At 67.8% G+C, this 20,632-nt stretch carries 18 protein-coding genes; 13 read left to right on the forward strand and 5 right to left on the reverse strand.

What is annotated here, in order from left to right; all coding sequences use genetic code 11:
- Positions 1 to 156 precede the first annotated feature (156 nt).
- The 8 genes from rpsA to J2X20_RS01000 all read left to right on the forward strand — a co-directional run bounded on the left by rpsA (position 157) and on the right by J2X20_RS01000 (position 7,362).
- Positions 157 to 1,872, forward strand: a complete 1,716-nt coding sequence (gene rpsA, locus J2X20_RS00965; RefSeq protein ID WP_310259515.1) for a 30S ribosomal protein S1 — start codon at positions 157 to 159, stop codon at positions 1,870 to 1,872.
- A gap of 111 nt (positions 1,873 to 1,983) precedes the next feature.
- Entirely contained in the window at positions 1,984 to 2,283 is a 300-nt protein-coding gene (locus tag J2X20_RS00970) for an integration host factor subunit beta (RefSeq protein WP_056202110.1), read from the forward strand.
- A 26-nt stretch (positions 2,284 to 2,309) separates the two neighbouring features.
- Positions 2,310 to 2,609, forward strand: a complete 300-nt coding sequence (locus tag J2X20_RS00975) for a LapA family protein (RefSeq protein ID WP_310259522.1) — start codon at positions 2,310 to 2,312, stop codon at positions 2,607 to 2,609.
- The gene (lapB, locus tag J2X20_RS00980) at positions 2,599 to 3,741 is read left to right on the forward strand and encodes a lipopolysaccharide assembly protein LapB (protein ID WP_310259525.1); all 1,143 of its coding nucleotides are present in this window, start codon (positions 2,599 to 2,601) and stop codon (positions 3,739 to 3,741) included. Before J2X20_RS00975 ends, lapB begins: the two co-directional genes overlap by 11 nt.
- Positions 3,725 to 4,471: a glycosyltransferase gene (locus J2X20_RS00985; RefSeq protein ID WP_310259528.1), complete on the forward strand. Its 747-nt coding sequence runs from the start codon at positions 3,725 to 3,727 to the stop codon at positions 4,469 to 4,471. Before lapB ends, J2X20_RS00985 begins: the two co-directional genes overlap by 17 nt.
- On the forward strand, positions 4,468 to 5,415 hold the full coding sequence (locus J2X20_RS00990) for a glycosyltransferase family 32 protein (protein WP_310259531.1): 948 nt from the start codon (positions 4,468 to 4,470) through the stop codon (positions 5,413 to 5,415). The genes J2X20_RS00985 and J2X20_RS00990 overlap by 4 nt, the downstream gene beginning before the upstream one ends.
- On the forward strand, positions 5,412 to 6,374 hold the full coding sequence (locus tag J2X20_RS00995) for a glycosyltransferase family 2 protein (protein ID WP_310259534.1): 963 nt from the start codon (positions 5,412 to 5,414) through the stop codon (positions 6,372 to 6,374). The genes J2X20_RS00990 and J2X20_RS00995 overlap by 4 nt, the downstream gene beginning before the upstream one ends.
- Positions 6,375 to 6,651: 277 nt before the next feature.
- Positions 6,652 to 7,362 carry a hypothetical protein gene (locus J2X20_RS01000; RefSeq protein ID WP_310259537.1) on the forward strand — a complete coding sequence of 237 codons (711 nt, stop codon included), beginning with the start codon at positions 6,652 to 6,654 and terminating at the stop codon, positions 7,360 to 7,362.
- Between the two features lie 135 nt (positions 7,363 to 7,497).
- Here the strand turns inward: J2X20_RS01000 and J2X20_RS01005 are convergent, their stop codons facing one another.
- On the reverse strand, positions 7,498 to 8,529 hold the full coding sequence (locus J2X20_RS01005) for a glycosyltransferase family 4 protein (protein ID WP_310259540.1): 1,032 nt from the start codon (positions 8,527 to 8,529) through the stop codon (positions 7,498 to 7,500).
- Positions 8,530 to 8,566: 37 nt separating this feature from the next.
- On the opposite strand from J2X20_RS01005, the gene J2X20_RS01010 reads away from it, so the two are divergent.
- Both J2X20_RS01010 and J2X20_RS01015 read left to right on the forward strand, forming a co-directional pair.
- Positions 8,567 to 10,303: an ATP-binding cassette domain-containing protein gene (locus J2X20_RS01010; protein WP_310259543.1), complete on the forward strand. Its 1,737-nt coding sequence runs from the start codon at positions 8,567 to 8,569 to the stop codon at positions 10,301 to 10,303.
- Entirely contained in the window at positions 10,300 to 10,575 is a 276-nt protein-coding gene (locus tag J2X20_RS01015; protein ID WP_310259548.1) for a ComEA family DNA-binding protein, read from the forward strand. Before J2X20_RS01010 ends, J2X20_RS01015 begins: the two co-directional genes overlap by 4 nt.
- On the opposite strand, the gene J2X20_RS01020 is transcribed toward J2X20_RS01015, so the two are convergent.
- Together J2X20_RS01020 and dnaE are read right to left on the reverse strand one after the other, a co-directional pair.
- The gene (locus J2X20_RS01020; protein WP_310259551.1) at positions 10,549 to 11,811 is read right to left on the reverse strand and encodes a patatin-like phospholipase family protein; all 1,263 of its coding nucleotides are present in this window, start codon (positions 11,809 to 11,811) and stop codon (positions 10,549 to 10,551) included. The genes J2X20_RS01015 and J2X20_RS01020 overlap by 27 nt on opposite strands.
- 65 nt (positions 11,812 to 11,876) lie before the next feature.
- The gene (gene dnaE, locus J2X20_RS01025; RefSeq protein ID WP_310259554.1) at positions 11,877 to 15,425 is read right to left on the reverse strand and encodes a DNA polymerase III subunit alpha; all 3,549 of its coding nucleotides are present in this window, start codon (positions 15,423 to 15,425) and stop codon (positions 11,877 to 11,879) included.
- 250 nt (positions 15,426 to 15,675) lie between these two features.
- Between dnaE and J2X20_RS01030 the strand changes: the two genes are divergently transcribed.
- The 3 genes from J2X20_RS01030 to J2X20_RS01040 are packed head-to-tail and all read left to right on the forward strand — an operon-like array spanning position 15,676 to position 18,509.
- Positions 15,676 to 16,653 (forward strand): glycoside hydrolase family 43 protein, encoded by a 978-nt coding sequence (locus tag J2X20_RS01030; RefSeq protein ID WP_310259558.1) that lies wholly within the window; start codon positions 15,676 to 15,678, stop codon positions 16,651 to 16,653.
- Positions 16,632 to 17,507, forward strand: a complete 876-nt coding sequence (locus tag J2X20_RS01035) for a hypothetical protein (protein WP_310259561.1) — start codon at positions 16,632 to 16,634, stop codon at positions 17,505 to 17,507. The genes J2X20_RS01030 and J2X20_RS01035 overlap by 22 nt, the downstream gene beginning before the upstream one ends.
- Before the next feature lie 48 nt (positions 17,508 to 17,555).
- Complete coding sequence (locus J2X20_RS01040) at positions 17,556 to 18,509, forward strand: peptidylprolyl isomerase (protein WP_310259565.1); 954 nt, start codon at positions 17,556 to 17,558, stop codon at positions 18,507 to 18,509.
- On the opposite strand, the gene feoB is transcribed toward J2X20_RS01040, so the two are convergent.
- Together feoB and J2X20_RS01050 are read right to left on the reverse strand one after the other, a co-directional pair.
- Positions 18,494 to 20,365, reverse strand: a complete 1,872-nt coding sequence (feoB, locus tag J2X20_RS01045; protein ID WP_310259568.1) for a ferrous iron transporter B — start codon at positions 20,363 to 20,365, stop codon at positions 18,494 to 18,496. The genes J2X20_RS01040 and feoB overlap by 16 nt on opposite strands.
- On the reverse strand, positions 20,358 to 20,621 hold the full coding sequence (locus tag J2X20_RS01050; protein ID WP_310259571.1) for a FeoA family protein: 264 nt from the start codon (positions 20,619 to 20,621) through the stop codon (positions 20,358 to 20,360). Before J2X20_RS01050 ends, feoB begins: the two co-directional genes overlap by 8 nt.
- Positions 20,622 to 20,632: the final 11 nt, after the last annotated feature.

The following is a 20,632-nucleotide window of genomic DNA, read 5'->3' on the forward strand; positions in this document are numbered from 1 at the left end:
AGGCCTAAGAAGCCAGGGCCCGCCGGCCTCCATCGGATGCCAGTCCGATTGGCAGAGGAACGCAAGTTCCTCGTGATCGGCGGAACTCAACAAACTAACCCGCAGGTTCGCCTGCACCGCAGCGCCGCTTTCGGCGGCGCATCAGGATCCATCAACATGTCCCAAACCCAAACCGCCCAAGCCTCCGGCATGGAATCCTTTGCCGCCATGTTCGAGGAGTCGCTGCAGCGCTCCGACATGCGCGCCGGCGAAGTGATCTCCGCTGAGGTCGTTCGTGTCGAGCACAACTTCGTCGTCGTCAACGCCGGCCTGAAGTCCGAGGCCTATGTGCCCATCGACGAATTCAAGAACGACCAGGGCGAACTGGAAGTCCAAGTCGGCGACTTCGTCTCCGTCGCCATCGACGCCATCGAAAACGGCTACGGCGACACCATCCTGTCGCGCGACAAGGCCAAGCGCCTGGCCTCGTGGCTGAGCCTGGAAACGGCCCTGGAGTCCGGCGACTTCGTGACCGGCACCGTCTCCGGCAAGGTCAAGGGCGGCCTGACCGTCCTCGTCAACGGCATCCGCGCCTTCCTGCCCGGTTCGCTGCTGGACACCCGCCCGGTGAAGGACATGAGCCCGTTCGAGGGCAAGACCATGGAATTCAAGGTCATCAAGCTCGATCGCAAGCGCAACAACGTTGTGCTGTCGCGTCGTGCCGTGGTCGAAGCCTCCATGGGTGAAGAGCGCGCCAAGCTGCTGGAAACGCTGTCGGAAGGCGCGATCGTCCAGGGCGTGGTCAAGAACATCACCGAGTACGGCGCCTTCGTCGACCTCGGCGGCATCGACGGCCTGCTGCACATCACCGACATGGCCTGGCGCCGTGTCCGTCACCCGAGCGAAGTGGTGACGGTTGGCCAGGAACTGACGGCCAAGGTCCTGAAGTTCGACGCCGAGAAGAACCGCGTCTCGCTGGGCATCAAGCAGCTGGGCGACGACCCGTGGTTCGGCGTGGCCCGCCGCTACCCGACCGGCACCCGCCTGTTCGGCAAGGTCACGAACATCGCCGACTACGGCGCCTTCGTCGAGATCGAGCCGGGCATCGAAGGCCTGGTCCACGTCTCCGAGATGGACTGGACCAACAAGAACATCGCTCCCAGCAAGCTGGTCTCGCTGGGCGACGAAGTCGAAGTCATGGTCCTGGAAATCGACGAAGACAAGCGTCGCATCAGCCTGGGCATGAAGCAGTGCAAGGCCAACCCGTGGGAAGAGTTCGCCGAGAACGTCAAGCGCGGCGACAAGGTCAAGGGTCCGGTCAAGTCCATCACCGACTTCGGCGTGTTCGTGGGCCTGGCCCAGGGCATCGACGGTCTGGTGCACCTGTCCGACCTGTCTTGGGACGAGACCGGCGAAACCGCCGTGCGCAACTTCAAGAAGGGCCAGGAAGTCGAAGCCGTCGTGCTGGCCGTGGACGTCGAGCGCGAGCGCATCTCGCTGGGCATCAAGCAGCTGGACAGCGACCCCTTCACCGCCTACACCACGATCAATGACCGTGGCGCGTCGGTGACCGGCAAGGTCAAGACCGTCGACCCGCGCGGCGCCGAGATCGAGCTGGCTGACGGCGTGATGGCCTATCTGCGCGCTTCGGAAATCTCCCGCGACCGCGTGGAAGACGCCCGCAACGTGCTGAAGGAAGGCGACGAAGTCACCGCCATCATCGTCAACGTGGATCGCAAGACCCGCAACATCCAGCTGTCCATCAAGGCCAAGGACAACGCCGACAGCCAGGAAGCCATGCAGCGCCTGAACCAGTCGAGCGAGCGTGAAAACGCCGGCACGACCAGCCTGGGCGCCCTGCTGCGCGCCAAGCTGGACAACCAGGGCAACTAAGCCCTGTTTGAACTGCCCGGCCCGTTCGCAGGCCGGGTATGCTCCCCAACAGGCTCGCCGGCCCTCGCCAGCGGGCCTGTTTCAATTTCATAACGACAAAGCCGCTCTGCCATGACCCGCTCCGACCTCGTCGCCGTGCTCGCCGAAAGATTTGGCCAATTGACCCAGCGCGACACCGAGTTCGCCGTCAAGACCATCCTCGACGCCATGAGCGACGCCCTGGCGCGCGGCCACCGCATCGAGATCCGCGGCTTTGGCAGCTTCTCCATCAGCCGCCGCCCGCCCCGCGTCGGCCGCAACCCGCGCAGCGGCGAGCAGGTCATGATCCCCGAGAAGCTGGCGCCCCACTTCAAGCCGGGCAAGGCTCTGCGCGAGGCCGTCGACAAGCATCTTCCGGTGACGGACGCCTGAGGTCGCCTGAGTCAGAATCCGGGGCCATGCGCACCCTTGTCTGGCTCCTGCGGGCCCTGCTCTTCTTCACGCTGTTCGCCTTTGCGCTGAACAACAGCCACGAGGCCGTCGTGCGCTGGTTCTTCGGCCACGAATGGCGTGCGCCGCAGGTCATCATCGTGCTGCTGGCCTTTGGCTTCGGCGCCGCCTTCGGCGTGCTGGCCATGGTGCCGGCCTGGTGGCGCCACCGCCGCGCCGCCCAGCGAGCCGAACCCCTGCCGGGCGCTCCCGTGCCGGCTCCCGAAGTCCCCACTGCCCCTTACGCTGCTCACCAAGATGGAGTTTGATCCGCGCTGGCTGCTCTTCGTCCTGCCCGTCGTCTTCGTCCTCGGCTGGCTGGCCTCCAAGCTCGACTCCAAGCAGTGGAAGCTCGAGCAGCGCGAGTCGCCCAAGGCCTATTTCAAGGGGCTGAACCTGCTCTTGAACGAGCAGCAGGACAAGGCCATCGACGCCTTCATCGAGGCGGTCCAGAACGACCCCGACACCTCCGAGCTGCACTTTGCGCTGGGCAGCCTGTTCCGCCGCCGCGGTGAGACCGAGCGCGCCGTGCGTGTGCATGAGCATCTGCTGCGCCGGGGCGACCTGCCCAAGGCCGACCGCGACCGCGCCCAGCATGAGCTGGCCCAGGACTTCTTCAAGGCCGGCCTGTTCGACCGCGCCGAGGCCGCCTATGCCGAGCTGCGCGGCACCGCCTTCGAGCGCGAGGCCCGTCTGGCCCTGCTGTCGCTGTACGAGCGCTCGCGCGACTGGGCCAAGGCCGCCGAGGTGGCCGCCGAGCTGGAATCGGCCGGCACCGGCTCCTTCTCCAGCCGCATCGCCCACTATCTCTGCGAGCAGGCCCTGGTCGCCCAGTCCCAGGGCCACACCGACTTGGTGCCATCACTGCTCGAACAGGCCCAGCGCCGCGCGCCCGAGTCGGCACGGGCCTATGTGCTGCAGGGCCAGCTGCTGCTGAAGGCCGGGCAGGCGGAGGCCGCCCTGGCGGCATTTGCCAAGCTGCTGACCGCCAATCCGCCGGCCTTCAACCTCGTCGCTGCCGATTGCGCCGCGGCCGCGCAGAGCCTGGGCCAACCGGAGCGCGCCGTCGCCATCCTGCAGGAGCAGTATCAGCGAGCGCCCAGCATGCATCTGCTGCGCGCCCTGGCCACGCTGCAGCCCGGCCCGCAGCGCGAGCGCCTTGCCGCCCATCTGCGTGAGCAGCCCGCCCTGTCCGCCGCGACCGACCTGCTCAAGCTCAACGCCAACGCGCTGCCTGCCGACGAGGCCGGGCCCATGGTGCAGACGCTTGAAAAAGCCACCAAGCCGCTGCTGCGCTACCGCTGCGCCGCCTGCGGCTTCGAAGCCGCCCATTATTTCTGGCAGTGCCCCGGCTGCCTCAACTGGGACACCTACCCCCCGCGCCATGTCGAAGAACTCTAAGCGCACCATCGTCTGCATGAAGTGGGGCACCAAATACGGCCCCGAGTACGTCAATCGCCTCTATGCGATGGTGCGCCGGCATCTGAAGGGCGACTTCCAGTTCGTCTGCCTGACCGACCGCACCGAAGGCATCCGCCCCGAGGTGCGCTGCTTCCCCATCCCCGAGCTGACCCTGCCCAACGGCGAGCCCGAACGCGGCTGGAAGAAGCTGACCACCTTCAGCCCCGTCCTCGTCAACGACTACGGCCTGAGCGGCACGGCGCTCTTCCTGGACCTGGACGTCGTCATCGTCGGCGACATCACGCCCTTCTTCGAGGTCTCCGGCGAGTTCCTCGTCATCCACGACTGGAAGCGCCCCTGGCGCGTCACCGGCAACTCCTCGGTCTACCGCTGGGAGCTAGGCGCTCACCAGGACGTGCTGACCGAGTTCGTCGCTGACCAGGCCAAGGCCAAGGCCGAGTTCCGCAACGAGCAGGCTTTCCTGTCCGCGGTGCTGCACCGCCAGGGCAAGCTGCAGTACTGGGACGACGCCTGGTGCGCCAGCTACAAATACCACTGCATCCCGGCCTGGCCGACGAGCTACTGGCGCGACCCCTTCATCCCCGACGGCGCCCGCATCCTGATCTTCCACGGCGTCATGAACCCGCCCGACGCGCTGGCCGGCCGCAGCAACGGCAACTGGCGGCATGCGCGGCCGGCGCCCTGGATCGCCGACCACTGGAAAGAATGAACATCGTCGTGCTGGCCGTGATGGCCATCATCGCTGGCCTGGTGCTGCGCGAACTGGCCACCGTGCTGCGGGCCAGGGTGCCGGCGCAGACCCGCGCCGTCATGGTGGGCGACAACGCACCGCTGTGCCAGGGCGAAATTCCCAAGCTCATCTGGACCTACTGGCAGACCGCGCCGGCGCCCGCCTTCATCCAGGCCTGCCTGGCCAACTGGCGCCGCTTCGCCCCCGATCATGAGGTGCGCCTGCTGGACCGTGACAGCGTCTCCAGCTGGCTGCCGGAACTGCGCGCCGACTTCGACGCCCTGCCCGCCTACCGTCAGGCCGACTGGCTGCGCATCCAGCTGCTGGCGCGCCACGGCGGTATCTGGATGGACGCCTCCATGCTGCTGAGCCGCGACCTGGCCTGGCTGCACGAGACCCGCAAGCGCCGCGCGGCAGACTACATCGGCTTCTACATCGACCGCTACACGACGCGGCCGGAGCTGCCCATCGTCGAGAACTGGCTGATGGCCTCGGTGCCCGGCGGGCGCTTTGTCACGGCCCTGGCCACGGCCTTCGACCGCGCGCTGGACGAAGGTGCCGAGGCCCTGCTGGCGCGCCTGCAGGCCGAAGGCCGTCACGCCCGAGTCGTGCAGGCCCTGACCGACGACTTCCAGCGCTATCTGCTGATGCATGTCGCCGCCAGCGAATTGCTGGACCGCGAACCGCAACTCGCGCGCCTGCTGCTGCTGCGCGCCGAGGACGGCCCCTTTGCCTGGCATGCCGGCGTGGGCTGGCGCAAGCGCCACCTCTATGCCCGCCTGGCCCTGGTGCCCTGCCCCCGCGTGCTGCCGGCCGTGCTGAAACTGCGCGGAGGTGATCGCACCATCGTCGAGCGCAACTGGCGGCGCGGCTGGGTGTCGCCCTTCAGCGCCCTGCGCCACTTGCTCGACAGCAAGCCGTGAGCACGGCGCCTTGGCTAAGCCTGCTGTTCCCGATGTATCGGGTGGAGCCCTGGCTGCGAAGCTGCATCGAGTCGTTGAAGCCACAGCTCGATGAAGGCGTGGAGCTGGTCTTCGTCGACGACGCCTCGCCCGATGCATCTGCCGCCCTCGTCGAGCAATTGCTGCCCCAGGCCCGCCTGGTCCGTCAGCCCGAAAACCGCGGCGTCAGCGCCGCACGCAACCGACTGCTGGACGAGGCGCGCGGCGACTACCTCTGGTTCATCGACCCCGATGACCTGGTCGAGCCCGGCGTCATCCCGCGCTTGAAGTCCCTGCTCCAGCAGCATCGCCCCGACCTGCTGACCTGCAACTTCCGCATCTTCGACGACGGCCCGTCGACAGCGTCCACCAAGCCGCGCCACCGCCATATCGCCAGCTTCGACGGCCCTGCCCACGTGATGCAGGAGGACGTGAGCCAGCGCCTGCGCGGCATGTTCGTGTACGGCCAGTTTCATCCCTGGAGCAAGATCGTGCGCCGCGCCTGCTGGCCGGCCCGGCTGCGCTTTCCCGAAGGCCGCGTCTTCGAGGACATGGCCGTCTTCCCGCGCCTGGCCTTGCACACGCCCCGGCATCTGCATGTGGCCGAGGTCTGGATCGCCTACCGGCAGCGCGGCGGCAGCCTGCTGTCCTCGCTGAATGTGAAGCAATTAGACGATTGGACCTGGTCCCTGGCCGGGCTCGCCAGCGAGCTGCCTGCGCTGGACGATGACGCGAGGTTCGAGATTGCGCACTTCTGCGCGCGCACGCTGTTGCGTTCCCGACGGCGCCGTCTGCAACTCGGCGGCGAAGCGCTGGCCGGGCTGCAGGCCGACGCGGCGCGCTTTGACAGCAGCTCGCCGCTATCGCGCCGCGAATTGCTGGTCGCCTACTTCAGGCGGGGCCGCTGGTTGCGCGGCCTCCAATGGTGGCGCCAGGTCTAGCCGCAGCGTCATAGCGCTGCCGTTCCACGGCTCGACTCCAAGCCCACGCCTCGGCATGCCCACGCGCAGAGCCGCTGCACGAACACGGCCGGCGGCCGCATCCCCTCAATCAAAGTATTAGGGTTCACGCGAAGCGCGAAAGCGCCTCAATACGCCCAGTCAGGGAATTAGTGTGCACTCTATGCTGCAGGCGTCGGACTGGCCCGCTTATTGTTTTTCAAGTATCCGCACGGGTCATTTCGACAATCGCGTATTAACCAATTCTGTACAGGGTAAGATGAAAAAATCGTTCACCAAATCAATGATCGCCGCCGCGGCATTGATCTATTCCACAAGCGGCATGGCGCAAACTCTCGCCGTGGCCTGGGGTCAGTTCTACTATGGCCTGCCGGTCAACCAGGAATATATCGATATTCCGTCCATCACCCCGTACGGGCAGGAACTCTTCTATCACAACTGCGGTGGCAGTGCCACCATGGGCTATTGGCGCATCAACGGCCAGAATGATGTCCTGCTGGCCACCATGAGTACCGGCGGCTATATGACCGGCCTGCATGTCATCAATAACCAGCTGCTTTGCTCGAAGGCGGCCAGCGACAATTTGTTTGTATCGGACACCGCCGTCGTCCGCCAGGGCATGATCGCCTGCCCGGTCGGCAAGATCATGACGGGCTTGCATGTTCAAAATAACAAGATCTGGTGCGCCGCACCGGTCGGCGGCCGCACGCTGCAGACCTGGAATGAGAGCGTCAACTACAACACCGGTCGCCCGAATTCCGCCGCATCGCATATGCACGCCTGCCCGGTCAACTGGGTCATGACCGGCGTCCACGTCGGCAACAATGCCTTCCTGTGCACGCCGCTGGACGGCGCGGGTATCGACCCCTGGAACAACACCATGCCCTCCTACCCGGTCGTCGGCCCGACCTCGGCCGGTGGTGGTGGTGGTGGCGGCGGTGGTGGCGGCGGCGGAATGGTTCTGAACTGATATTGCCCAGTCAGCACCGTTCGACTGAGTGAGTCGACCAAACGGCGAGGCGGCTATTTATTGGGCCGCCTCGCCGTTATCGCTTGAATATGGGCAACTGCGAATGAAGCAGGGCGGCAGATGGAGTCGCCCTGTTCAAACGATTGACCGGCGTCGCCGTGCGGCGATGCAATCGCGGTAGAAGTCCTCGATCTCCGCCGCCCGCGCCGCCCGGCCGAAGCGCTCGACGGGGTGGAGACGCCGCAAGTCCTCGCCCTTGGACCTGGACTCGCTCACCCGCGCCAGCGCGACCGCCAGTTCGGCAGCGTCACCGCAGGGCGTCAGGGCTTCGAAGCTGCCGCCCAGATAGGTGGCGCCCTCGGTCGCCGTCGCGACGATAGGCAGGCCGGCATGCATGGCTTCCAGAAACACCAGGCCAAAAGGCTCGCTGCGGGCGGCGCTGACGAAGACGTCGAAGGCGGCCAGGCAGTTTTCCGGCTCATTCGTGAAGCCCGGCATGACGACCTCGGCCGGCGCCCGCACACGCACGGCATTCCACTCCGGCCCTTCGCCCACCAGCACCAAGCGCGCGTCCGGCAGGCGGGCCCGCATGAAGGCCTCGACCAGCAGGTCCCAGCCCTTGCTGTACTCGCCCCGCCCCAGCGTGCCGATCAACAGGTCCTGCGGCGCCACGCCCCAGGCCGCACGCAGGCGCTCGCGTGCGCCGGCGGCGGGCGTCCGTGGCTCGCTCCAGTTGGAGATCTGTGCCACCCGCCCCGCATAGTCGGCCGGTATCTGCGCCAGCTGCTGCGGCGTGATGGCAATCAGCCCATCGAGGTGGGCGTGCTGGCGCGCCTTGTAGGCGATGTGCAGGGTCGCGACTCCGGCCGCCGGCATGCCCGACAAGGCCTTGCAGGCATAGCTGAGGTGGGCGTGGCAGACGTCGGGCCGCCACGCCCGCGCCCAACGCGCTGCTCGCGTGGCGGGCATCAGCCACGGTAGGCCCAGGCGCACCTGCTGCACGCGCGGATCAAGCCGCCCGGCCCAGGCGTCCGGCCGGTCTTCGGCGGCGGCCGGGTTCAGCAGGAAGCAGACCTCGTGATGCTCGGCCTGCGCGTTCGCCAATTCGATCGCGTAGCGCTCGCTGCCTGCAAAGCGTTTGGTGAAAAGAAGGTGGGCAATGCGCATGGGGGCGCCATTGAAACACGGACGACAATCGCGCCCCATGTCTGTCGACACTCACGCTTCCGTCGCCCGTCGCCTGGGGCAATTCGTCTACCCCCACCGCTGGGGCGCCCTGTTCACCGTGCTGGCCTATGTCGGCGCGGCGGCCACCGAGCCCATGATCCCCAAGCTGATCGGCTATGCCTTCGGCGAAGGCTTTGCCAAAGACGCCTTTCCGCTGTGGATGATTCCGGTGGTATTGATCGGCCTCTATCTGATGCGCGGCGTCTTTGGCTTCGCGGGGCAGTACCTCTTCAACTGGACCGTCACGCGCAGCGTGATGGACTTCCGCGCGGCCCTCGTCAACGCCCTGCTGCGCCTGGATGCCCAGATCTACACCCGCATGCAGCCGGGCACGGCCGTCAGCAAGATCGTCAACGACCCGCAGCAGATCCTGCAACTCGTCGGCGACGTCGGCATCAGCGTGTTGCGCGACGGCCTGCCCGCCCTCGCGATGCTGGCCTACCTCTTCTACCTGAACTGGCAGCTGACCTTGCTCAGTCTCGTCGTCACACCGCTGATGGCCCTCATCATGAAGAAGGTCAACCAGCGCATGCGACTGATGGCCACGCGCAGCTACGACTCGCAGCTGATGCTCGTCAACAAGGTGGACGACCTCGCCCGTGCCTGGCGCGTGGTGCGGCAGTTCGGCGCCGAGGCGCATGAACGCCAGCGCTTTGCCGACGTCGCCCACGAAGTGCGCCGCAACAATCTGAAGACGGCCACCGCCGGCGCCCTGGCCCAGCCCCTGTCCCAGCTCGTCGCCGCCATCGGCCTGTCCTTCATCATCTGCGTGACGCTGTGGCAAGCCCGCGCCCAGGGCACCGGCGTGCAGGCCTTTGCGGAGTTCGTCACCGCCCTGCTGCTGCTGACTTCGCGGCTGCGCCATCTGTCCGACCTGGCCGCGCCGCTGACGCGCGCCTCCGTCATCGCCAAGGGCTGCTTCGAGCTGATGGACGCGCCCAAGGAAGCTGACAGCGGCGCCCTTGAGCTGCCGGTCCACGCGCATGGCGACCTCGAGATGCAGGATGTGCGGCTGACCTATCCGGGCGCGGTCCAGCCGGCCCTGGATGGCCTGAGCCTGGCCTTCCCGGCCGGCAAGACGACGGCCCTGGTCGGCGCCTCGGGCGCGGGCAAGAGTTCCATCATCCATCTGCTGCTGGGCTTCGGCCGACCCGATAGCGGGCGCATCCTGCTGGATGGCAACGACGTCGAGATGCTGACGCGCCTGTCCCTGCGCCGCCAGTTCGCCGTCGTGTCCCAGGACATCGTCCTCTTCGACGACTCGGTGGCCAACAACATCGCCTATGCCCAGCCGCGCGACGAAGCGCGCCTGGAGGCCGCCCTGCGCGCCGCGCATCTGTGGGACTTTGCGCAGACCCTGCCGGAGGGCGTCGAGACCAGTGTCGGCGCCAATGGCAGCAAGCTGTCGGGCGGCCAGCGCCAGCGCCTGGCGATTGCCCGGGCTCTGTACAAGGAGGCGCCGATCTGGATCTTCGACGAGGCCACCTCGGCTCTCGACACCGAGAGTGAGCGTGCCGTGCAACAGGCCCTGGCCGCCTGGTCCGGCCGCAAGACGCTGATCGTCATCGCCCACCGCCTGTCCACCATCCGCGATGCCGATGCCATCCATGTGCTCGGTGCCGGCAAGCTCGTGGAAACCGGCACGCATGCCGAGCTGATCGCGCGCGATGGCGCCTATGCGGCCATGGTGCGCGCCCAAGCAGGCGAAGCATGAGACGTCGGGCGCTGCTGCTGTGGGCGGCAGTGCCGGCCCTGGCCCAGGCCGAGATCGATGCGAACACGGCGACCCGAGCCGAACTCGAATCCCTGCCTGGCCTGGGCCCGACCCTGGTTCAGCGCCTGCTGGCCGCACGGCCGTTCAAGGACTGGGCCGACCTGACACGGCGCGTTCCGGGCGTCAAGGCCGCCATGGCCCGCAAGCTGTCCCTCGCCGGGCTGCGGGTGGCCGGCCAGCCCTTCTCAACAGCCGGCAGCGAAGCCGGCTGAGCGGCTGCGGCGCAGCGAGATCGGATCGATCTGCGGCGCTCGTGCCGGCCAGCCGAAGAAGCGCTGCACCTCGGCCCGCTTGGCTAGGGTGTCGCTCATGCCCAGGTTGATCAATTCGTTGACGAAACTGGGCTCGAACAGCAGATAGCTGACCAGGGCCGAGCCGCTGGTCTTGTTGCCCTTGCCGCTGACGCCGAAGGCGCGCAGCATGGCTCGCACCGAATTCGGCAGGCTGGCCTGGTGCTCGCCGGCCAGATCGTCCAGGCGCCGGCTCGGCGCGATGACGAGTAGCTCGATGGGCCGCAGCGCCGTCGCCGCCCGCGTCTCGCGTGGCAGCAGGGCGAGCGTGCGGTTGATGCGGCGCAGACGCTCGACGTCCACCGACAGCGCATCCAGGAAGATGTTGGACAGGGCATGACCGGCGATCTGGGCCATGCTGGGATGCTGTTCATTCGCGCCGACACGCCGGCCTTCGGGCTCCTTCATGCGACCCGCCCCGATGACGAGCACCCGCTCGGCACCCAGGTGCACGGCCGGCGAGATGGGCGCACTCTGGCGCATGGAACCATCGCCGAACCACTCGGGCACGCCTTCGAGGTCGATCAGCTCGGCCGGGAAGATGAAGGGGATGGCCGATGAGGCCATCAGATGGGCCAGGCTCAGCTTGGCCTGCACCGCCATGCGCTGCTCGCGCAGCCAGGGCACGATGTGGTGGTGGGTCTGGAAGAAGGTGACGTGCTGGCCTGAGGTGTAGCTGGAGCCCGTCAAGGCCAGGGCGCGAAGGTGGCCGCCATCCAGCATGGACTCGATGCGCGGCATGTCCAGATAACGCGCCAGCAACTCGCGCAGCGGCGCGTTGTTCAGCAGGCTGCGCGGGCGGCTGCGCGTCCAGCGCGCGATGGCCCAGCCCAGGCTGAGCATGCTCAGCCAGCGTGCGCCGCTGCGCACCGCCTCGAAGGCGTCGGCGCGGTAGATGTTCTCGACATGCAGGCCCTGCCAGAGGTGCAGCAGGCCGTCGACGGCGCCGTCGAAGTCGTCGGCGTGGCAGGCCAGCGTCGACGCGTTGATGGCGCCTGCCGAGGTGCCGCTGATGACGGGAAAGGGATTGTGCTGGGTCTGGCCGGCGTCACGCCGCAGCTGGGCGATGGCTGCCAGCACGCCGACCTGATAGGCCGCACGGGCGCCGCCACCGGTCAGGATCAGCCCTGTGACCGGCTGCGTACGGTTGAGCCCCATCGATTGGGATGCGGGCTTGGGCACGGCTTGCAGCATGTGGGCGAAATCATCGCCGATGGCAAGCCTTATCCCACTTCGTATATGACCTCAGCTGCCGTGCCCAATTTGGCTAAAGCATCGTCGGCGGGCCAGAAACGGCTGGCTTCGCCCAGTTCGACCAGCCAGCGCGCGCCGACACCGCCGCCCTCGGGCTCGGCCTTGACCGACACCCGCACCGGCAGGCCGAGCTTCCTCGTACCGCCCTCTTCCGTCTCGACGTCGCGCGGCGGGAAGCGCTCCACCAGCTCCTTGATGAGCCCGGCCGCGCCGGCATTGCCCAGCAGCAGATGCCGGCCGAACCGCGCCCGCGCCGCGGCCAGGCTCCAGACCGCCTGCACATTCATGCGCAGGCCGCCCGAGAAGCGGTCGTTCTGCACCTTGCCCTGGGCAATGATGAGTTCGTCCTCGGCCAGCAGCTCCTTGTTGGCGTTCAGCAGCTCCTCGTTGGCCACCGCCTCGATGGCATCGCTCTTGTCGTCGATCTTGAAGATGGCGACGCGGCCGCGCTGGCCGTTGATGACGCGCATGCCGCTGACGATGCCGGCGACGAGCACCGGTTCGCGGCTGTCCTGCAGATCGGCGATCTGGCGCTTGACGATGCGCCTCACCTCGGTGCCGCTCTGGTCGAAGAGATGGCCCGACAGATAGAAGCCGATGGCCGTCTTCTCCAGCGACAGGCGTTCCTTGATGCTCCAGGGCGCCGCGTCAACGAGGTCGGGCTCGGCGGTGCTGGATGCGTGCGAGTCACCAAAGTCGAACAGGCCGCCCTGGTCGGCATTGGCCTCGGTCGTCTCGGCATGGGTGTAGCCGCGCGCGACGCTGGCCAGCAGCTTGGAGCGCTCGGGATTGATGGAGTCGAAGGCGCCGGCCTTGATCAGCGCCTCCACCACGCGCTTGTTGACCGCCTTGCGGTCCACTCGCAGGCAGAAGTCGTAGAAGCTCAGGAAAGGCCCGCCGGCCTCGCGCGCCGCGATGATGGCCTCGATGGCGCCGCGGCCCGTGCCCTTGACGGCACCCAGGCCGTAGTTGACCAGGCGGTTGGACAGCGGCTCGAAGCGGTATTGCCCCTTGTTGACGCAGGGCGACTGGAACTCGATGCCGAAGATCTTGGCGTCGTTGAGCAACACCTTGAGCTTGTCGGTGTCGTCCATTTCGATGGTCATGTTCGCGGCGTAGAACTCGGCCGTGTAGTGCGTCTTCAGCCAGGCGGTGTGATAGCTCAGCAGCGCATACGCGGCGGCGTGCGACTTGTTGAAGCCGTAGCCCGCGAACTTTTCCATCAGGTCGAAGACCTCGTCGGCCTTGGCCTGATCGATGCCCTTCTCCGCGGCCCCCTTGCGGAAGATCTCGCGGTGCATGGCCATTTCCTCGGCCTTCTTCTTGCCCATGGCGCGGCGCAGCATGTCGGCGCCGCCGAGGCTGTAGCCGCCCAGCACCTGGGCCGCCTGCATCACCTGCTCCTGGTAGACGAAGACGCCATAGGTCTCCTCCAGCACCTGGCCCAGCAGCGGGTGCGGGTACTCGATGGTCTCCTTGCCGTGCTTGCGGGCCACGAAGGACGGGATCAGGTCCATGGGGCCAGGGCGGTACAGCGACACCAGCGCGATCAGGTCCTCGAAGCGCGAGGGCTTGGCGTCCTTCAGGAGGCGCTGCATGCCGGGCGATTCAAACTGGAACACGCTCTCGGAGTAGCCCTTGCCGAAAAGGTCGAAGACCTTCTTGTCGACCAGAGGCACATTGGCCCAGTCGAAGTCCTTGCGGTCGGCGTGGCGGGCGACGATGAAGTCCTTGGCCAGCTCCAGGATGGTCAGCGTGGCCAGGCCCAAAAAGTCGAACTTGACGAGGCCGATGGCCTCCACGTCGTCCTTGTCGTACTGGCTGACGGCGGAGGTGGAGCCGGGCTGCTGGTACTGCGGGCAGAAGTCGGTGATCTTCCCCGGCGCGATCAGCACGCCGCCGGCGTGCATGCCGATGGAGCGCACCGTACCCTCCACCCGCGCCGCCATCTCCAGCAGGCCGGCCACTTCCTCGTCGGCCTTCTCGCGCTCCTCGATCTCGGGCGACTCGTGGCGGGCATAGACCATCTTGGCCTTGTCCGGGTCGAAATTGGGCGGCAGCTTGGCCAGCGTCACTGTCTTGCCGGGCGGAGCGGGAACGAGCTTGGCGATGGAGTCCACATGGCCGAAGCCCATGCCCAGCACGCGGCCGATGTCGCGCAGCGCGCCCTTGGCGGCCATGGTGCCAAACGTCGCGATCTGGCTGACCGCCGGACGGCCGTACTTGTCCTTGACGTAGTCGATGACGCGGTCGCGGTTGCCCTGGCAGAAGTCGATGTCGAAGTCGGGCATCGAGACGCGCTCGGGGTTCAGGAAGCGCTCGAACAGCAGGTTGTAGCGCAGCGGGTCCAGGTCGGTGATCAGCAGCGCATAGGCGACCAGGGAGCCGGCGCCCGAACCCCGGCCCGGGCCCACCGGGCAGCCGTTTTCCTTGGCCCAGCGGATGAAGTCCGACACGATGAGGAAATAACCCGGGAAGCCCATCTTGATGATGGTGTTGAGCTCGAAGTCCAGGCGCTCGACATAGCGCGGCCTCTCCTTCTCGCGCTCGGCCTCGTTGGGGAAGAGATGCTTCAGTCGCCCCACCAGGCCTTCGTGGCTCAGCTCGCGGAAGTACTGGTCCATCGGCATCGGCGTGCCGTCTTCCAGCAGCGGTGTCGGGAAATTGGGCAGCTGCGGCTTGCCCAGCACCAGGGTCAACGAGCAGCGGCGCGCAATCTCGATCGTGTTCTGGATGGCGCTGGGCACGTCCTTGAACAGCTCGCGCATCTGCGCCTGGGTCTTGAAATGCTGGCTGGGCAGGAAGCGCTTGATGCGCTTGGGGTTGGCCAGGGTCTCGCCCTCGGCGACGCAGACACGCGCCTCGTGGGCTTCGAAATCGTCCTCGCCGAGGAACTGGATGGGATGGGTGGCGACGACGGGCAGGCCCAGCTCGGCGGCCAGCGGCACGCTGGCGTGCACCAGGGCTTCCTGGCCCGGCAGGCCGGCGCGTTGCAGCTCGATGTAGAAGCGGCCCGGGAAGATCGCCGCCAGCTTCTGCGCCCATTCGGTGGCGCGCACCTTGTCACCCTGCATCAAGGCCTGGCCCAGGCCGCCATGCTGGGCACCCGACAGGCAGATCAGCCCGTCGCCCAGCTCCTGCAGCCATTCCAACTTCAGGCAGGCCTGGTTGCGCTGCACGTTCTCGATCCAGGCGCGCGACAGCAGCTCGGAGATGTTCAGATAACCCTGCTTGTCCTGCACCAGCAGCAGCAGGCGGGTGGGCGGCTTGTCGGTGGCGTCGCTCTCCAGCCAGCAGTCGGCGCCCAGGATGGGCTGCACGCCCTTTTTGCGGCAGGCCGAATAGAACTTGATGCCGCCGAACAGGTTGGCGAGGTCGGTGATGGCCGCCGCCACCTGCCCGTCCTTGGCCGCGGCGTCGGCGGCGTCGTCGGTTCTCAAGGTGCCATCCACGACCGAGAACTCGGTGTGCATGCGCAGGTGGACAAAGGGAAGCTCTTGAACAGCGGTCTCAGACATCGCGGCATTGTAGGAAGCCGCTGCTGCCTCCCTCCCGAGCCGCCGTGGTTACGCTTGCATGCCCCGGGTGATGCCACAAAAGTTTAAGTATTACTTTTAAGCGATGCCAATTGTTGAATCGGCGTAATCGAGGGGGTGTTTATCTGCAAATAGTCATGTTTAATTGATTTGCCCGGGGCTGGCGCCGGCAACGGGCAACCCCACGAGGCCCGCCCACGACGAGGCGGCCCGCCACACCCGGAGACAAACCATGTTCCTGACCTTGAAGCGCCTCGTGCGCCTGGCCGCCGCATGCGCGCTCGGCGCCCTGCTGGCTCCTGCCCAAGCCGCGCCCTGGACGCTGAGCGGCTCCCTCGGCACCCACGATCCCAATATCTACAAGACCAGCTCGACCTGGTGGCTGTTCGAGACCACCGACAACGGCGGCATCGGCGTCAAATACTCCAGCGACGGCCATGCCTGGACCCAGGGCCTGCCCATCTTCGGCAGCGGCCTGGCTTGGTGGAAAACCTATCTGCCGGCCGACAAGACCGCCATGGTCTGGGCACCCGGCTGCGGTGAGTACAACGGCCTGGGCTATTGCTACTACGCCATCTCCAGCTTCGGCTCGCAGAAGTCGGCCATCGGCCTGACGACCTCGGCCGGCGGCATCGCGGCCGGCCAGTGGGTCGACCAGGGCGCCATCCTGACCTCTCAATCCGGCGACGGCTACAACGCCATCGACCCCAGCTTCGTGGTCGCCGCCAATGGCGACACCTATCTGGTCTTCGGCTCCTTCTGGAACGGCATCCACATCACCCGCGTCAGCAAGGTGAACCTGAAGCCACCCACCGGTGGCATCGTCAACATCGCCAAGGACTCGGCCAACGGCATCGAGAACGGCTTCGTTGTCAAGAAGGCCATCGGCAGCACGACGTATTACTACCTGTTCGCCTCCAAGGGCGCCTGCTGCAAGGGCGCCAGCAGCACCTACTACATTGTCGTTGGCCGCTCGACCTCCATCACCGGCCCCTATGTCGACAAGAACGGCGTGGCCATGCTGTCCGGCGGCGGCACGGTGCTGGCCTCCAGCGGCTCGCGCTTCAAGGGCCCGGGCGGGCAGTCCCTGCTGGCCGATGGCTCGGTGATGGCCTGGCATGCCTATGACGCCAACAACAACGGCGCGCCGGTGCTCTTCATCAACAACGTCACCTGGGGCTCCGACGGATGGCCGCAAGCGGTCTGGTGATCGCGCCGCCGGCAGCGCTGGCGCTGGGCGTCGCGCTGCTGGCCTGGGCGTGGTGGGGGCAGCCGCCGGCGGCCGAAGCACCGCTGCGGCCGCCGGCCGTGGTGACGCCAGCGGTTGCGCCCGAACCCATCCAGAGGGCCACGCCAGCCCCGGTACCGCACGCGGCGTCGCCGGCTTCAGCCCTCAGCCTGACCGGGCTGCTGTCGGCCCCGGAAGCCAGCCTGCGCACCAGCGTGCTGGCGGCCCTGAGCCAGCCGGCCCAGGGCGGGCGACTCCATGCCCGCGCGCTGGCCCGGCGCTGCGCCGATCTCGCCGGCCTGCAAGCCAGCGCGACGCCCGACGTCAACGATGCCCGCCACCAGCGCGCCATCGCCCGCCAGGCGGCCCTCTCGGCCGGCTGCAGCCAGTTCGCGAACGGCGAGTGGCTGGCCCTGGTCAATATCGCTCCCGATGAAGCAGGCGCTGGCGACCCACTGCTGGCCATCCAGCAGTCCGACCTCGACGACGGGGCCCTGCTGAAGGCGGTCATGGCCCACCCCGACGCCCTGCTGCTCGACGAACTCGGCGAGCGCCTGCTGCTGCGCCGCATCGCTGGCGAGCCGCACCTGTTCTTCGATGGCCAGCGCTTCGACGACGAAGCCGACCGCGCCACCGCACAGGCCGCCCTGCGCCTGCTGCCCTGCCACTTCGGCCTCGCCTGCGATGAACGCGACCCCGAAGTATGGTTGGCCTGCCTGCGTGGCGACGGCTGCGCGGCGTCCCGCGCCGAGCAGGCGCCGCCGGAAGCCCAGGCGCTCGTAACGCGCATGGCGGCGGCCCTGCGCGCCGGCGAACTGCAGCGCTTCCTACCCTGAGGTTTGCGCCAAGCCGCGGCCCTCGGGGCGCCGTTAAGCTGCGCGGCCATGAAACACCTCGCACTCGCGCTGGCCACCGCCGGCCTGCTGTCCTCCGTCCTGGCCGCCCCCAAGACGGCGCCCAAGTCAGGGGCCCTCAAGATGACGGCCCAGCAGATCCTGGCCGCATCCCCGGCCAGCGACTGGCGCGGCCTCGATCCCGAGAACACGCTGCTGATGGACCTGGCCACGGGCCAGGTCATCATCGAGCTGGCGCCGCGCTTTGCACCCGCGCACGCCGCCAACATCCGCGCCCTGGCCCGTGGCGGCTACTGGGACGGCCTGGCCATCCTGCGCGTGCAGGACAACTTCGTCACCCAATGGGGCGATCCCGATGGCGATGACGCGGCCAAGGCCAAACCGCTGCCGGCCGGTGTCAATGCCAAACTGCCCGCCGAGTTCTCGGTACCGCTGGACCGCGTCGGCAAGGACGCCGGCTTTGCCAAGCTGCCCGATATCGAAGGCTGGGCACCGCGCACAGGCTTTGCCGGCGGCATGCCGGTCGCGGCCGACCCCAAGGCGGGCAAGGCCTGGCTGGCCCATTGCTATGGCGTCGTCGGCGCTGGCCGCAGCGACGCGGTCGACTCCAGCAACGGCACCGAGCTCTATGTCGTCATCGGCCAGGCGCCGCGCGGGCTGGACCTGAACATCACGACGGTCGGGCGCGTGCTCAAGGGCATGGAGCTGCTGTCGGGCCTGCCGCGCGGCGGTGCCGCCATGGGCTTTTATGACAAGCCCGAGCAGCGCACCGGCATCCAGCGCATCCGCCTGCTGGCCGAGGTGCCGGCGACCGAGCGCCCGGCCCTGCAGGTGCTGCGCACCGAGTCGGCCACCTGGACCCAGTTGCTCGACGCGCGCCGCTACCGTGGCGGCTGGTTCGTGCACAGCCCGGGCTATATCGACGTTTGCAGCGCATCAGTTCCGACGCGCCCGATTCCGCCTGCTCCTCAGCCGCCGAAGTAAAGCGCGACGCGGTAGGTGATGAAGGACGCCAGATAGGCCAGTCCGAACAGATAGCCCGTCATGATCAGCGGCATCTTGTAGCCGCCGGTCTCGCGCTTCACCGCCGCCAGCGTCGCGATGCACTGCGGCGCGAACACATACCAGGCCAGCAGCGACAGGGCCGTCGCCAGGCTCCAGCTCTGGGCGATCAGCGGCGAGAGGGCCTGGGCGGCTTCGTCGCCGGTGGCGGACAGCGCGTAGACCGTGCCCAGGGCGCCGATGGCGACCTCGCGCGCGGCCAGGCCGGGCACCAGCGCCAGGCTGATCTGCCAGTTGAAGCCGATGGGCGCGAAGATCTTGGCCAGGCCCGCGCCCAGCCAGCCCGCCACGCTGTACTGGATAGGGGCGCCGGTCGCGCCTTCGGGCGGCGCGGGGAAGCTGGACAGCAGCCACAGCGCCAGCGTCAGCACGAGGATGATGCCGCCGACGCGCTTGACGAAGATCATCGCGCGCTGCCACAGGCCGATGGCGATGGAGCGCGGATGCGGCCAGTGGTAGCTGGGCAGCTCCATCATCAGCGGCCGCACCAGGCGGCCCGTGCTGGTGAAGCGCTTCAGGATCCAGGCCACCGCCAGCGCGCCGAGGATGCCGGCGAAGTACAGGCCGAACAGCACCAGGCCCTGCAGCTCGAAGCCCGCCACCTCGCGATGCGGCACGAAGGCGCCGATCAGCAACGCATAGACCGGCAGCCGCGCCGAGCAGGTCATCAGCGGCGCGATCATGATGGTGACGAGGCGGTCGCGCGGATTGGAGATGGAGCGCGTGGCCATGATGCCGGGAATGGCGCAGGCGAAGCTGGACAGCAGCGGGATGAAGCTGCGCCCCGACAGGCCGACGCTGCCCATCAGCCGGTCCAGCAGCAGGGCCGCGCGCGGCAGATAGCCCGACTCCTCCAGCACGAGGATGAAGAAGAACAGGATCAGGATCTGCGGCAGGAAGGCCAGCACGCTGCCGCAGCCGGCGATGATGCCGTCGACGAGCAGGCTGCGCAGCCAGCCCTCCGGCAGCCAGGTGCCGATCTGGGTCCCGAGCCAGGCCATGCCGCCCTCGATCGCGTCCTTGGGCGGCTCGGCCCACGAGAACACGGCCTGGAAGAGCAGGAAGAGCAGCACGGCCAGAATGACGGAGCCGGCCAGCGGATGCAGCAGCACGCGGTCGACGCGGTCGCTGGGCAGGTGCGGCAGCTCCTCGTCCAGGTGCAGGGCGCGCAGCAGCGTCTTGACGGTGACGTGGTCGTCGACCTGCTGCTCGCCCGCCGTGGGCAGCGGCGCGGCCTCCCAGACCTCGGGTTTGTCTAGCAGGCTGCGCAGCTCGTCCAGGCCTTCCTTGTGGATGGCGACCGTGCGCACAACCGGCAGGCCGAGCTGGGCCGAGAGGGCCGCCGCATCGACCTTGAGGCCGCGGCGGGCTGCCAGGTCGGCCATGTTCAGCGCGACGACGATGGGCAGGCCCATGCGCCGCACGGCCAGCACCAGGCGCAGGTTGCGGCGCAGATTGGTGGCGTCCAGCACGCAGACGACGAGGTCGGGCCGCTTCTCGCCCTTGGCGCGGCCGGCCAGCACGTCGCAGGTCACGCGCTCGTCGGGCGAGCGCGGGTGCAGGCTGTAGGTGCCGGGCAGGTCGACCAGGCGCACCGTCTTGCCGGCGACCGTGACGAGGCGGCCTTCCTTGCGCTCGACGGTGACGCCAGCATAGTTGGCGACCTTCTGGTGGCTGCCGGTCAGGCCATTGAAGAGGGCCGTCTTGCCGCAGTTGGGGTTGCCGACGAGAGCGACGAGCTTGCCCCCGCGGTGCACATGGACAACCGCCTCAGTCATGACGGCGCGGCGTCACGGCGATGCATTCGGCTTCGGCATGACGCAGCGCAAACGTCGACTGGCCGACCCGCACGACGAGATTGCCCGTCAGCTGCGCGCCGCGGCGCAGCACGCGCACGGCTTCGCCCGGCAGAAAGCCCAGGTCGGCCAGCCACGACGCCCATTCCGGCGAATGCCCGGGGGCGCTGACCTGATGGACGGTCAGCGCCTGCCCGGCAGGGGCGGCGGCGAGGCTGGAGGGCAGCGGCTCGGACATGGGGCGGGCTC

This window comes from Roseateles saccharophilus (assembly GCF_031458095.1).
Lineage (GTDB): Bacteria > Pseudomonadota > Gammaproteobacteria > Burkholderiales > Burkholderiaceae_C > Pelomonas > Pelomonas saccharophila_A.

Coding starts and splice junctions, on each gene's coding strand:
- rpsA (WP_310259515.1), top strand. CDS start 157: ATGTCCCAAACCCAAACCGCCCAAGCCTCCGGCATGGAATCCTTTGCC.
- J2X20_RS00970 (WP_056202110.1), top strand. CDS start 1,984: ATGACCCGCTCCGACCTCGTCGCCGTGCTCGCCGAAAGATTTGGCCAA.
- J2X20_RS00975 (WP_310259522.1), top strand. CDS start 2,310: ATGCGCACCCTTGTCTGGCTCCTGCGGGCCCTGCTCTTCTTCACGCTG.
- lapB (WP_310259525.1), top strand. CDS start 2,599: ATGGAGTTTGATCCGCGCTGGCTGCTCTTCGTCCTGCCCGTCGTCTTC.
- J2X20_RS00985 (WP_310259528.1), top strand. CDS start 3,725: ATGTCGAAGAACTCTAAGCGCACCATCGTCTGCATGAAGTGGGGCACC.
- J2X20_RS00990 (WP_310259531.1), top strand. CDS start 4,468: ATGAACATCGTCGTGCTGGCCGTGATGGCCATCATCGCTGGCCTGGTG.
- J2X20_RS01000 (WP_310259537.1), top strand. CDS start 6,652: ATGAAAAAATCGTTCACCAAATCAATGATCGCCGCCGCGGCATTGATC.
- J2X20_RS01005 (WP_310259540.1), bottom strand. CDS start 8,529: ATGCGCATTGCCCACCTTCTTTTCACCAAACGCTTTGCAGGCAGCGAG.
- J2X20_RS01010 (WP_310259543.1), top strand. CDS start 8,567: ATGTCTGTCGACACTCACGCTTCCGTCGCCCGTCGCCTGGGGCAATTC.
- J2X20_RS01015 (WP_310259548.1), top strand. CDS start 10,300: ATGAGACGTCGGGCGCTGCTGCTGTGGGCGGCAGTGCCGGCCCTGGCC.
- J2X20_RS01020 (WP_310259551.1), bottom strand. CDS start 11,811: ATGGGGCTCAACCGTACGCAGCCGGTCACAGGGCTGATCCTGACCGGT.
- dnaE (WP_310259554.1), bottom strand. CDS start 15,425: ATGTCTGAGACCGCTGTTCAAGAGCTTCCCTTTGTCCACCTGCGCATG.
- J2X20_RS01030 (WP_310259558.1), top strand. CDS start 15,676: ATGTTCCTGACCTTGAAGCGCCTCGTGCGCCTGGCCGCCGCATGCGCG.
- J2X20_RS01035 (WP_310259561.1), top strand. CDS start 16,632: ATGGCCGCAAGCGGTCTGGTGATCGCGCCGCCGGCAGCGCTGGCGCTG.
- J2X20_RS01040 (WP_310259565.1), top strand. CDS start 17,556: ATGAAACACCTCGCACTCGCGCTGGCCACCGCCGGCCTGCTGTCCTCC.
- feoB (WP_310259568.1), bottom strand. CDS start 20,365: ATGACTGAGGCGGTTGTCCATGTGCACCGCGGGGGCAAGCTCGTCGCT.
- J2X20_RS01050 (WP_310259571.1), bottom strand. CDS start 20,621: ATGTCCGAGCCGCTGCCCTCCAGCCTCGCCGCCGCCCCTGCCGGGCAG.